Here is an 11871-nt window from a genome sequence, read left to right as displayed (position 1 = left end):
CGATGATAGATGCCACACATAGCGTGACTCGCGATCGGCAGGACGGCCTTTCGCTTAGGTCTTTTTAAGCGGGACGCCGTAGAGTTCCAGCTTGTGGCCTTTGAGCTGATAGCCCAGCTTTTGGGCGATCTTTTCCTGAAGGGCTTCGATTTCTGGGTCAACGAACTCGATGACTTCGCCGGAATTCATGTCGATTAGGTGGTCGTGGTGCTCGCGTTCCGCGTCTTCATAGCGGGCGCGACCGTCGCCAAAATCGACGCGTTCCAGAATTCCGGCCTCTTCAAACAACTTCACCGTGCGATAGACCGTGGCGATTGAAATTCCGGAATCACGGGCCGATGCGCGTGCATATAGCTCTTCGACATCCGGGTGGTCTTTGGACTCTTCAAGCACGTCGGCAATGGTGCGGCGTTGGCCGGTCATACGCAGGCCTTTGGCGGCGCAACGATCTATTATGGTGTCACTCATTGGCGAATGGCCCTGGCTTGTCGAAACTTTCGCCCCTGATAGGCAAACCTGCGTCTCAGGCCAAGACCAAAGACGCAGGCTGTGGATAACCGGATCAGTTGTAGAGCGGTTGTATGCCCATTTGCATGTGCAGTGTGTTTACTGTGCCTTCGTCAAGTCCCATAGCTTTCGCTAGGCGGTCTAAATACTGCGCTTCGGCGGCGGTATCGACGCGGATTGTCATCAGCGAGGCAGAATAGACCTGCATACGCTGCGCTTCGGGGGTGTCCTTGGCTAGGGCATCTGGATCGACGGCGGCGGAGAATTGCGCTTGAATAAACGCGATATCGTCTTTGTCGGCGTCATCACCGATGGTTTCGAGCAATTTGGCTTTTTCGGCCTCATCAATATCGCCGTCACTTTTCGCCGCTTGGATCATAGCGCGCAGCATCAATCCAGCGGCTTCTTCGGCCTGTGGGGCGCTTTCCTTGGTGTTAAAGCTGTCAAGAAGACCGCCGAGACCTTGACCTTGGGCCGCCCCGGCCGCCGCAAGCATCCCGGCCAAACCGGCACCACCGCCCAAGCCAGACAACAAGCCACCCTGAGCGCCATCGCCGCCACCCATGAGCGAAGACATGTCAAAACCGCCCTGCATTTTTTCCATCATCTCGGCCATTGGGTTGCCCTGGCCACCCATCATCGCGCCAAGGCCGCCTTCTTGAAATTTGGCCATCATGTCTTGCATTGGGTTTCCGGCACCCTCTGGCATCTGACCCGAAAGCATCTGACCCATCTGGGCCTGCATTTCAGAGGCGGGTTCTTGACCTTTGACTTGGGCACCACCGCCCAACAGTCCACCAAGGCCACCACCACCGGCTAGTTTGTCAACTCCGCGCGCAGCGGCATATCCGATGGCGACCTTGGCCAGCGTTCCCATAAGACCCATTGTTCAATCCTCTTGGTTTCAGAATTTGAAACCAGAGTGACAGCTTGGGCGCAAATGGGTAGGGGGAAAAACCGCCAATGCGCGGATATGACTTAGGTTCCGCAAAACGTTGCTTTGACCACCTCGGATGGCTGAGGGGGGTGAGCGAGGTCACTTTCATCCGGTTGATCGTCAAACGGATTCGCCAGCACGCGGTTTAAGCGGTGGAACAGATCATCATCGCCAGCCACGGCCGCGTCGATCATTTGTTCGATCCGGTGATTGCGCGGAATGAAGGCCGGGTTGGCCTGTTTCATGATTGTGTCAGGGGCTGTTTCCGTCTCGATCCGCGATTGCCAGCGGGCGCGCCAGCTATCGAATGTAGCGCGATCTACGAAATGGTCGCGTCCTGTGTCATTGACCAAGGCGCGGAAGGTATTGGTGAAATCGGCCTCGTCGTTGTGCATCAAGATCAACAGGTCGGTGATCAGTGTTTCGTCGTCGGGAGCAGGGGAGGCAATGCCGATCTTGGCAGCAAATCGGGAGAGCCAATTGGCCCGGATCACCTCAGGCATCGCATTGATTTGCTTGGTGAACTGATCAACCGCCCGATCTTGGTCAGGCATAAGCGGAATAAGCGACGTTGCCAGTTGCGCCATGTTCCACGCGATAATATCGGCTTGCGCGCTATAGGCATAGCGCCCGCGTCGATCGATCGAGGAAAACACCCCATGTGCGTCAAACCCGTCAAGAAAGGCGCAAGGACCATAGTCAATGGTTTCACCTGACAGGGTGCAATTATCGGTGTTCATGACCCCATGGATAAAGCCATAGGACATCCAATGCGGGATCAAAGCGGCCTGTCGATCCATGACCATTTGCAAGAGGTCACTGGGGTCTTGGGCCTGTGGAAAATGACGATCGATGGTGTATTCAAAAAGGGTTTTGAGCGCGTCCGTCTCGCCACGGGCGGCGAACACCTGAAAGGTGCCGACGCGGATATGGCTTTGGGCGACGCGGGTTAGCACGGCGCCGGGAAGCGGGCGGTCACGAATGACGTCCTGCCCGGTGCGCGTGGCGGCAAGCGCACGTGTCGTGGGCACGCCAAGCGCAAACATGGCCTCGGACACGACGTATTCGCGCAAAACCGGACCAAGCCAAGCCCGCCCATCACCACGGCGACTATAGGGGGTTTGGCCCGACCCTTTGAGTTGAATGTCGCGACGTGTACCGTTTTGATCGACAACTTCACCCAACAAGATTGCGCGCCCATCGCCAAGCTGCGGATTGTATTGTCCGAACTGGTGCCCTGCATAAAGCTTGGCAATCGGCTCGGCCCCTTGGGGAAGCATATTCCCAGCAAAATAGGATGCCAGTTGGGTATCATCGGTGCCTGTGATCCCCAATTCCGCCGCTAAGTCGTGATTAAAGGCAATCAGACTTGGCGTTTGGACCGGGGTGGGGGCCTGATGGCTGTGGAACGGGTCCGGTAGCCGCGCATAGGAATTGTCAAAGGGGATGTGCAAGGTCTTGGGTAAGGTCATGGCCAATAGATAGGGCAAGGATGTGCCTTTGTCAGGGGCCAACCAACAGAACGACCAATCAAAGCTCTTTGCTCATCAACACATATTTGTCTCGTCTTGAAAATCGGGCGCGGGTGTAAAACCGCTGTGTGTTCTCGTCGTCGCGGTCCACTTCCAAATGCAATGCCCGAACGCCACCGTCTCCCAATGCCTTGGCGAGACCACTGAGCGCCTCGCTACCCATGCCGCGTTTGCGCACAGCCGGGCGGATGTACAGCTCATCAACAAAGGCATCCATACCGCCAAATTCCAGCGACCAGCCAAAGGTGATGGCGATATAGCCAACCGGGGCTTTGCGGGGGCCAATCATCCAGATCGCGCCGTGGGGCGAGCCTGATAACAAAGGGGCCACCGCCGCGGTTTGTTGTTCTTGCGTGGTGGCAAACTCCATTTCGGCATGAAAGGCGGCAACCAATGGCAAAAGTTTGGGCGCGTCGTCTTCGGTCGCGAGCTGAAGGGATTTCATAGGCGGGCCAGCCTTTCGGTGATCAGCGCAAAGAAACCGTCAGAATCGACATCGCCAATAAACGTGGCATTGGGCGCGCGGTCCGTAACGTTCCACCAATCGGCAACTGTCATGCCGCGGGTCAATTTTGACTGGGTTTCGATCTCGACGTTAATATGACGGCCCGAAAATAGATCAGGGTTGATCAGGTAGGCCGTGACGCAAGGGTCATGCAACGGAGCCCCGGCCGAGCCGTATTTTTCCTTGTCAAACCGCTCAAAGAAATCGGTCATCTGCGCCGTTGCGATCCCAACCGGGGTGCCAAGGGCGCGGAAGGCATCGTTGCGCGGTTTGGTTACAAGGGCTTTGTGCGTCACATCCAACGGCATCACCGTGATGGGTGCGCCGCATTTAAACACGATCTCGGCGGCTTCGGGATCAACATAGATGTTAAATTCAGCCGCTGGGGTGATGTTGCCGACCTCGAAATAGGCCCCACCCATCAATACTATTTCCCCAATCCGATCCGCAATATCGGGCGCACGTTGCAGCGCCGTGGCGATATTGGTCAAAGGGCCAAGCGGGCAAAGCGTGACAGTTCCAGCCGGTTCCGCACGCAGCGTTTCAATGATGAAGTCAACGGCGTGTTTGTCCTGAACCGGCATGGTTGGCTCGGGCAGGGTGGGGCCATCAAGGCCTGTCTTGCCGTGCACATGTTCGGCCGTCACCAAAGTATGAGCCAAGGGGCGATCACAGCCCGCATAGATCGCGACATCAGGCCGCCCGGCCAGTTCGCAAACCATGCGGGCATTGCGCGTTGTAAGCTCAAGCGGCACATTTCCGGCCACCGTGGTGATGCCGATAACTGTCAACTCCTGAGGGGAGCCCAGAGCCAGCAGAATAGCCACAGCATCATCCTGTCCGGGATCTGTATCAATGATGATGTTTTTCGCTGTTGTCGTGGCCATTCGGCGTCTCCTTGTTTGCGCGCAAGTGGTGACATGCGAAACGATTAGGATCAAGCACATGGCGAGCGATCTTGGCAACAGGAGGCAAATCCGAATGTTTGTTTTCCAACGCTTGCGGCTTTGATCTAGGCGCGTAAAGGGAAAAATCGGACACACTTCTTTGGCCCTGTCTTTTTCGGCTTCAGTAAAGGAAACTGTGCGAGACCAGCGGTTTGCTTTCCAACGTCACGACTTGTGTCAGAGTGAGGGACGCTTGCCGCTGAGGTCGTGCAACTCCCTTTGCCTGTGGGGGGCGTGGAATTGGCACCTCACTACGTTAGATCACCTTGAAATCGAAAACCTATTCCTGCGGCGACATTCCTTGGGTGACAACGGTGCTACGCCAATGAGGTTGAACAATGAATGGCACCAGCCCCTTAACCCATCAGCGTTTAAATGCTTTTTCCAAATCGAGAAATAACCTATTCTGAAACGATGAATATCAGGCTCATCACTTGCAGAAGCTGCAATCACAAGAATCGGTTTGGTGCTGGAACGTGTAGTTATTGTTTCAAAGCAACCAGCCTTTGGAACCGAATTTGGTTTGTTCCAATGCTGTTCGGAATCGGATGGCTCATTTACATGATGCTCACATCCTAAAAGTGATCCCCCCGTTTGTAAGGTCTGCCAAAGAACAAGGTTAGACTCAGAATAACGTCAAGCCATGTAATTATTCGGGGTATTAAGTCGGGCTGACCGTATTGCGTCAGGCCGAACAGCTGGCCCCACCCAAAACGCAAAATTTGGCGCAGTGCGGGTGATTCAAAGGGACGGCGCGTTCTGCGTCTTTTAGAGTATTCCCCATTTCAAACTGTGGATCGTAGGGGAGAAGCGTACAGGCCAAAACTGTTGGCTTTTGGGCCCCTTTGCGTTTGACCACCATCCGCGATGACGCACACATGACGCTATTGGGCGATTTGTTGAGTATTTCCCAGCAATCTGTTGTGATTTCAGGGACATCGACCGTTTCATCCATTTCGGGGAACAACACGGTGACCCCTGGATTCATTGCGTCAATGTCAAACCCTTCTTGGGCAAATAGGGCGGAGTAACCCGCGCGCGAAGCCGCATCACTTTCATTCCACATGGTCCGCCCGGCAACCGCCATAGGAATGCCAGCATCGCGAAGCCACCGCATCCCCGTCAAGGTTTTCTCAAAGGTGCCTTTGCCGCGTTCTTCGTCATGAAATTCGGCGCTGTGATGATCAACCGAAATACGCAGGGTCAATTTGCCGGGGAAGTCAGCATTCAATGCCTCTAGCCCGTCTTTGACGCGCCGCCGCATCATCGGCAACATCGCATTGGTGAGGATCAAAACCTCATATCCGCGTTCCAAAGACACGCGCGCCATGTCGATCATTTGCGGATTCATAAAGGGTTCGCCACCGGTAAAAGCGATTTCACGCACCTGCCAATTGCGCTCTTCCAACTGGTTTAAATAGTCGGTGACCTCATCGGCGGTGATATAAACAAGCCGGTCATTTTCGGGTGAACTTTCGATGTAGCAATTGGCGCAGGTGATGTTGCACAATGTGCCGGTATTGAACCAGAGCGTTTGCGGGTCGCTTAGGGCAACGCGTGCACGTTTGTCCCCCTTGGCGGTGACGCCGGGGTGTTCGAACTTGCCTAGTTTGGCTTCGACATTGTCTTTCATGATCGTCCTATGCGCGGTTTGAAACACACTTATTGCCTCTGCTAACCTGTGACCAGAGCATGAAGATTTCACTGACGCCATTGTGATAGATCAATTGGGTGTTAGACTCCGGCGAAAAGATCAGTTACACGCCCCGGTGAATGAACCCGTTAGCGCTAACGACCCAAAGAGAGGCCAAGCCATGGTATCACGCGTCATTCCGGTCGATAATTTTGACCTAGTCATATTTGGAGGCACCGGTGATCTGGCTCGCCGCAAAATCCTTCCGGGGCTATTCCGGCGGTATTGTTCCGGCCAAATCCCTGAAGATGCACAAATTATTGGGGCTGCTCGCTCGGACGAAGGCGACGAAGGGTTTCGTCAAATCGTCGGTGATGCGATCCGCGAATTTGGTGGAGGGCGCCATTGCCAGGATGGCACGCTCGAGAAATTCCTAGACCGAATCTTCTATGTGCGCGTCGACGCCATGGGGGATGAGGGTTGGCTTGAACTCAAAGAGCGTTTGCGCGACGGGGTGATCAAGGCGTTCTATTTCTCGGTTGGGCCAAGCTTGTTTGGGGCCTTGGCGGAACGGTTGCGTGGGTTTGGTCTTGCGGATGATGACAGCCGGGTTGTGGTTGAAAAACCCTTTGGTCACGATTTGGAAACCGCGCGGGCGTTGAACAAAACGCTGGCCCAGCATTTTGACGAACAACAGATTTACCGGATCGACCATTATCTTGGTAAAGAAACGGTCCAAAACCTGATGGCGGTGCGCTTTGGCAATATGCTGTTTGAGCCNNCTCTGGAACGCGCAATACGTCGATCATATTCAAATCACCGTGGCCGAAACCGTCGATGTGGGTGGCCGTGGTGGCTACTATGACAAATCTGGCGCGATGCGGGACATGGTGCAAAACCACCTGATGCAGCTGTTGTGCCTGATCGCGATGGAACCACCCGCCAGGTTTGAACCGGATTCGGTGCGTGACGAAAAGCTCAAAGTTATCCGTGCGCTAGACCCGGTTGATTATCACCACATTGCCCGTGGGCAATATTCGGCGGATGAACATCAGCCGGGCTATCGTGCCCATGTCGGCGATCCGCGCTCCAAAACCGAAAGCTTTGTGGCGCTGAAATGCCATATCTCCAACTGGCGATGGGCGGGCACGCCATTTTATCTGCGTACCGGTAAAAAGCTGCGCGGTCGTGGGTCTGAGATCGCCGTGGTGTTCAAAGACGCGCCGCATTCGATTTTTGGCGAAGAGGCCGGGCGTCATAGCAATGTTTTGGCCATTCGCCTGCAACCGGATGAAGGCATGACCCTAGACGTAACCATCAAAGAGCCGGGACCCGGCGGGATGCGGCTTTTGGATGTGCCGTTGGATATGAGTTTCGCAGAAGCCTTGGGCGATGACGCGGAAGACGTACCAGACGCCTATGAGCGCCTGATCATGGATGTGATCCGTGGCAACCAAACCCTGTTTATGCGTGGTGATGAGGTCGAGGCGGCTTGGGCGTGGACCGATCCGATCATTGAAGGCTGGAACCGTCGCGGCGAAGTGCCTAAACCCTATGATGCCGGGTCCTCGGGGCCGGAAGATGCGCTGATGCTGATGCATCGTGACGGGCGCAAGTGGCGGGAGATCAAAGCGTGATGCAGGGCATTTTGCGTTTTGCAAAGAAGACTATGTTGCCGCACGCGGGGGAACCCGCGAGAGACGGGCGCAAGTGGCGGGAGATCAAAGCATGAACTACGAATTCATCGAATATCCGGATCGCGATATGCTGGCTATTGATTTGGCCAACCAGTTGTCTGACGATTTGGAAGAGGCGCTGCATCACGAAGATCGCGTCGCTATGGCCGTTCCGGGGGGAACATCACCGGGGCCGGTGTTTGATGATCTGTGCGGATCGAACCTTGATTGGAGCCGCGTTGACGTTCTGCTAAGTGACGAGCGTTGGGTGCCCGAAGATCACGAACGGTCCAATACCCGGCTTTTGCGGCAACGTTTGTTGGTGAACCGCGCTGAAAAAGCCCGGCTTCTACCGATGTATGCCCCCAAACCGACCCCCGAAGAGGTGCTTCCCGAACTCGAAAGCATCATCGCGCCCGAACTGCCCTTGGCGGTGGTTTTGTTGGGCATGGGCGAGGACATGCACACCGCGTCGCTGTTTCCAGAAGCGGACCGGCTCGAAGAAGCGCTGCTTCCTGGTTCGCCAATTCTTGTGCCGATGCGTGCCCCCGGTGCGCCCGAACCGCGCATCACACTTTCGGCGCGGGTTCTTGATGGCGCGCTGCGCAAACATGTGTTGATCTTTGGGGCGGCCAAACGTGCCGCTCTTGAGAATGCGAAGGGCAAATCAATTTTTGAGGCCCCGATTAACGCCGTTCTCAACGGTGCCAAGGTTCATTGGGCGGAGTAAGCGAATGTGGATTGATTTGAAAAACCACGCCGGACGCGTTGCAGACCGGCGCATCGAAGACCTGTTCCAAGACCAAAGCCGGGCGACAAACTTTAGCGCGACGGCCTTGGGCATGCTGTTTGATTTCTCCAAAACCCAGATCGACAACGAGGTGATGGACACGCTGATCGCCTTGGCCAAGGCGTCAGAGGTGGAAACCCGGCGCGACGCGATGTTTGCAGGCGAAAAGATCAACGAAACCGAAGGCCGGGCCGTGTTGCACACTGCGTTGCGCAACCTTGATGGTGGTGCCGTTACGGTGGACGGGGCGGATGTGATGCCCGAGGTTTTGGCAACCTTGGACCGGATGGAGGTCTTGGCGGAGGACATTCGCAAAGGCGAGATCACCGATGTCGTCAATATCGGTATTGGCGGCTCTGACCTTGGTCCGGTGATGGGTGTGCTGGCGCTGGCTCCATATCACGATGGCCCGCGTTGTCATTTTGTCTCCAACGTTGATGGGGCGGATATTGCCGATACGTTGCGTGGGTGCGACCCGCAAACGACTCTGTTTATCGTTGCGTCCAAGACCTTTACCACCATCGAGACCATGACAAACGCACGCACTGCCAAGGCGTGGCTTGCCGACAAAGGTGTGTCGTCCGACGGGCGCTTTGTGGCGCTTAGCACCAATGTTCCGGCGGCCGGGGCCTTTGGCATTCCGGCGGATCGGGTCTTTGGATTTGAGGATTGGGTTGGTGGTCGCTACTCGATGTGGGGGCCGATTGGCCTGTCGCTGATGATCGCCATCGGCGGGGATGCGTTCCGGGCGTTTTTGCGTGGCGGTCAGGCCATGGATCGACATTTCCAACAGGCCAATCTGTCCGAAAACCTGCCGGTTTTGTTGGCTTTGGTCGGGATTTGGCACAATCAAGGCTTGGGCTATGCCAGCCGTGCGGTCCTTCCGTATGACAACCGTTTGATGCGTCTTCCGGCCTATCTTCAACAGTTGGAAATGGAGAGCAACGGCAAGGGCGTCGCCATGGATGGCACGGACCTGCCGGTGCAATCCGGGCCAGTGGTGTGGGGGGAACCCGGCACCAACGGCCAACACGCGTTTTATCAATTGATCCACCAAGGGACGGCTGTTGTGCCCTGCGAGTTTTTGGTGGCTGCCGAAGGGCATGAGGATGATCTAAAACATCATCATCAACTGTTGGTTGCCAATTGTTTGGCCCAATCCGAAGCTTTGATGCGCGGCCGGTCCTTGGAAGAGGCCCGTTCCAAAGTCGCGGATAAATTCGAAGGGGATGAGCTTGAGCGCCAAGCGCGCCATCGTGTGTTCCCCGGCAATCGCCCGTCGACCACTTTGGTTTACGAAAAGCTGGACCCGGAAACCTTGGGCAAAATCATCGCGCTATACGAACACCGGGTGTTTGTCGAAGGGGTGATTTTGGGCATCAACTCTTATGACCAATGGGGCGTCGAGCTTGGCAAAGAGCTGGCCACGGCCTTGGGGCCTTTGGTTGCTGGTGACGCGCCGGTTGAGGACAAAGATGGATCAACGGCACAGCTGTTGAGTTTTGTTCATCGCCATAGCGCGTAAAGCATCGGGGGAGTCTCGAGGCAGGCTCGAGCCTCCCCGGGAAATTTTTGGAAAGAAGAAGACCCGAGGCCGGTTTTTGGCCTTGGGTTATTTTATGTCAAAATCCGGTGGGGCAAGGTCAAAACCAGCGAATTGAAACGCCGGGCTGACTGTGCAGCCCACCAAAGTCCAATCGCCTGTTGTGCGGGCGGCTTGCCAATGGTCTTTGGGAACAATGAGTTGTGGGTTTTGACCGGTCAATAGATCGGGGCCCAAGACGTGATCCTTGCGGGGGCCGGTATCGGTGTCGGCCATGGATAGGATCAAAGGGGCCCCGGCATAGTAGTGCCAGATTTCCACCGCATCAACGCGGTGCCAATGGCTGCTTTCCCCTGATTTCAGCAAGAAATAGATACAGGTTCCGGCGGGGCGTTCCCCGTCGGCCGCATTGGCAATCCATGTCTGGCGGTAGTGCCCGCCCTCGGGATGGGGGGCCAATTGCAACTGGGCGATTATTTCGTCTGCCGTCATGACCGTACGGTCCTCTCAAGGTTGGTTAACAAACCGGGCGCACCCTGACGTCGTCAATAACCGCTTCGAGCAGGAGGCACAAATGGCGGCAATTCAGAACGGCATTCGGCATATGGCCGAACAAATCGTGGCCCGCGAAGGTGGCTATGTGAACGATCCCGATGACCCGGGTGGCGCGACAAAATATGGGGTGACCATCCATACAATGCGCCGCCTTGGTCTTGATATGGACAAGGACGGTCAAATCACAGCCGAAGATGTGAAACGGTTGAGCCGCAACAAAGCGGTTGAAATCTTTTTGCAGCATTATTTCTTGCGTCCACGCATTGCTGAGCTTCCGCAGGCTTTGCATGAAACCGTGTTCGACATGTATGTGAATGCGGGCGGCAATGCGGTGAAGATTTTGCAGCGTTTGTTGCGGCAGATGGGCGAGGAGGTCAGCGTTGATGGCGCGATTGGTCCTCAAACCATTGCGGCCTGCGCACGCGCCTATGCCAAGGCCCCCGATCACCTTGCCGACGCTTATGGCATTGAGCGGCGCAATTACTATTTCAATATCGCGGATCGACGCCCCGCCAGCCGCAAATACGCCCGTACGCGGGCCGGTGGCAAAGGGGGGTGGATCAAACGGGCCGAAGAATTCATTTCGGCGCGCTACCATTTGACGGATGCGCAATTTGCGCAGCGGGTGGCGTCATGGGGTTGATCGAACGCATTTTGGGTGTGGTGTTTGGCGGCGGGCGCAATGTCGTTGCCGAAACCGCAGAAGTGTTTCGCGTCAATGCCGAGGCGGATGCGGCGCGGGATCATGATTTGCGCAGCGCTGCGCTTACGCAGTTTGGGCATGAGTTTGCCGTTGTGCGGCGCGGGTGGTTTGATCGTTTTATGGACGCGATGAACCGGGTTCCGCGTCCGGCGATGGCCTTGGGAACGATGGGGTTGTTCGTTGCGGCGATGGTTGATCCGGTGTGGTTTGCCGCCCGTATGGCCGGGATCGCCTTGGTGCCCGAGCCGCTTTGGTGGCTCTTGGGGGCAATTGTCAGTTTCTATTTTGGTGCCCGCCATCAGGCCAAAGGCCAAGAGTTTCAGCGCGATTTGGCCGCAACCATGGCTGCGGTGCCGCAGGTTGTGAAAACGGTGCGTGATGTTCATGCGCTGCGCGATGTGACGCCAGACGAGGCCGAAGAGCAGGGGGAAAACTTTGCTGACAACCCGGCTTTGGCCGCTTGGGATGCCGAGCGTCGGTGACCCAACACGCGACAAAGTGAACAGGGGGTCCTGACATAAGTCATTGGACGACAGAATCGAT

The 11871-nt window shown here is 56.0% G+C and carries 12 protein-coding genes and 1 pseudogene; 6 read left to right on the top strand and 7 right to left on the bottom strand.

All coding sequences use genetic code 11. The features are described 5' to 3' along the window. Positions 1–54: 54 nt before the first annotated feature. The 6 genes from AC5EFR_RS18440 to AC5EFR_RS18415 all read right to left on the bottom strand — a co-directional run bounded on the left by AC5EFR_RS18440 (position 55) and on the right by AC5EFR_RS18415 (position 6061). A complete protein-coding gene (locus tag AC5EFR_RS18440; protein ID WP_493577210.1) occupies positions 55–468 on the bottom strand; it encodes a Fur family transcriptional regulator in 414 nt (137 codons plus the stop codon). Between the two features lie 94 nt (positions 469–562). After that, positions 563–1393: a DUF533 domain-containing protein gene (locus AC5EFR_RS18435; RefSeq protein ID WP_493577209.1), complete on the bottom strand. Its 831-nt coding sequence runs from the start codon at positions 1391–1393 to the stop codon at positions 563–565. Between the two features lie 92 nt (positions 1394–1485). Continuing rightward, positions 1486–2916 carry a protein adenylyltransferase SelO gene (locus AC5EFR_RS18430; protein WP_493577208.1) on the bottom strand — a complete coding sequence of 477 codons (1431 nt, stop codon included), beginning with the start codon at positions 2914–2916 and terminating at the stop codon, positions 1486–1488. Between the two features lie 58 nt (positions 2917–2974). Further along, positions 2975–3421: a GNAT family N-acetyltransferase gene (locus AC5EFR_RS18425; RefSeq protein ID WP_493577207.1), complete on the bottom strand. Its 447-nt coding sequence runs from the start codon at positions 3419–3421 to the stop codon at positions 2975–2977. Then, positions 3418–4368, bottom strand: a complete 951-nt coding sequence (locus AC5EFR_RS18420) for a nucleoside hydrolase (protein ID WP_493577206.1) — start codon at positions 4366–4368, stop codon at positions 3418–3420. Before AC5EFR_RS18420 ends, AC5EFR_RS18425 begins: the two co-directional genes overlap by 4 nt. A gap of 745 nt (positions 4369–5113) precedes the next feature. Further along, positions 5114–6061 (bottom strand): radical SAM protein, encoded by a 948-nt coding sequence (locus tag AC5EFR_RS18415; RefSeq protein ID WP_493577205.1) that lies wholly within the window; start codon positions 6059–6061, stop codon positions 5114–5116. Between the two features lie 181 nt (positions 6062–6242). Here AC5EFR_RS18415 and AC5EFR_RS18410 point away from each other — a divergent pair. From AC5EFR_RS18410 to pgi, 4 genes and pseudogenes are all read left to right on the top strand, one after another. Beyond that, a pseudogene (locus tag AC5EFR_RS18410) lies at positions 6243–6841 on the top strand (glucose-6-phosphate dehydrogenase (NADP(+))); the annotation flags it as partial. A 2-nt stretch (positions 6842–6843) separates the two neighbouring features. Beyond that, on the top strand, positions 6844–7698 hold an 855-nt coding region (locus AC5EFR_RS18405; RefSeq protein WP_493577204.1), incomplete at its 5' end, for a glucose-6-phosphate dehydrogenase (NADP(+)). A gap of 91 nt (positions 7699–7789) precedes the next feature. Then, complete coding sequence (gene pgl, locus AC5EFR_RS18400; RefSeq protein WP_493577203.1) at positions 7790–8467, top strand: 6-phosphogluconolactonase; 678 nt, start codon at positions 7790–7792, stop codon at positions 8465–8467. Positions 8468–8471: 4 nt separating this feature from the next. Further along, positions 8472–10052, top strand: a complete 1581-nt coding sequence (gene pgi, locus AC5EFR_RS18395) for a glucose-6-phosphate isomerase (RefSeq protein ID WP_493577202.1) — start codon at positions 8472–8474, stop codon at positions 10050–10052. An 87-nt stretch (positions 10053–10139) separates the two neighbouring features. Here the strand turns inward: pgi and AC5EFR_RS18390 are convergent, their stop codons facing one another. Then, complete coding sequence (locus AC5EFR_RS18390; RefSeq protein ID WP_493577201.1) at positions 10140–10562, bottom strand: cupin domain-containing protein; 423 nt, start codon at positions 10560–10562, stop codon at positions 10140–10142. Positions 10563–10644: 82 nt separating this feature from the next. Here AC5EFR_RS18390 and AC5EFR_RS18385 point away from each other — a divergent pair, with 82 nt between their 5' ends. Next, positions 10645–11268 carry a holin-associated N-acetylmuramidase gene (locus tag AC5EFR_RS18385; RefSeq protein ID WP_299924791.1) on the top strand — a complete coding sequence of 208 codons (624 nt, stop codon included), beginning with the start codon at positions 10645–10647 and terminating at the stop codon, positions 11266–11268. Then, positions 11259–11810, top strand: coding sequence for a holin family protein (locus AC5EFR_RS18380; RefSeq protein WP_493577200.1), 552 nt, complete (start codon positions 11259–11261; stop codon positions 11808–11810). The genes AC5EFR_RS18385 and AC5EFR_RS18380 overlap by 10 nt, the downstream gene beginning before the upstream one ends. Positions 11811–11871 lie beyond the last annotated feature (61 nt).

This window comes from Pelagimonas sp., from assembly GCF_058892305.1.
The sequence above is the reverse complement of the archived record's forward strand: the minus strand, read 5'-3'. Positions and strand labels throughout refer to the sequence as shown.

Excerpts from the sequence above, each read along its gene's own strand:
- AC5EFR_RS18425 (WP_493577207.1), bottom strand. The coding sequence starts at position 3,421 with ATGAAATCCCTTCAGCTCGCGACCGAAGACGACGCGCCCAAACTTTTG.
- AC5EFR_RS18415 (WP_493577205.1), bottom strand. The coding sequence starts at position 6,061 with ATGAAAGACAATGTCGAAGCCAAACTAGGCAAGTTCGAACACCCCGGC.
- AC5EFR_RS18420 (WP_493577206.1), bottom strand. The coding sequence starts at position 4,368 with ATGGCCACGACAACAGCGAAAAACATCATCATTGATACAGATCCCGGA.
- AC5EFR_RS18385 (WP_299924791.1), top strand. The coding sequence starts at position 10,645 with ATGGCGGCAATTCAGAACGGCATTCGGCATATGGCCGAACAAATCGTG.
- pgl (WP_493577203.1), top strand. The coding sequence starts at position 7,790 with ATGAACTACGAATTCATCGAATATCCGGATCGCGATATGCTGGCTATT.
- AC5EFR_RS18435 (WP_493577209.1), bottom strand. The coding sequence starts at position 1,393 with ATGGGTCTTATGGGAACGCTGGCCAAGGTCGCCATCGGATATGCCGCT.
- AC5EFR_RS18390 (WP_493577201.1), bottom strand. The coding sequence starts at position 10,562 with ATGACGGCAGACGAAATAATCGCCCAGTTGCAATTGGCCCCCCATCCC.
- AC5EFR_RS18380 (WP_493577200.1), top strand. The coding sequence starts at position 11,259 with ATGGGGTTGATCGAACGCATTTTGGGTGTGGTGTTTGGCGGCGGGCGC.
- AC5EFR_RS18430 (WP_493577208.1), bottom strand. The coding sequence starts at position 2,916 with ATGACCTTACCCAAGACCTTGCACATCCCCTTTGACAATTCCTATGCG.
- AC5EFR_RS18440 (WP_493577210.1), bottom strand. The coding sequence starts at position 468 with ATGAGTGACACCATAATAGATCGTTGCGCCGCCAAAGGCCTGCGTATG.
- pgi (WP_493577202.1), top strand. The coding sequence starts at position 8,472 with ATGTGGATTGATTTGAAAAACCACGCCGGACGCGTTGCAGACCGGCGC.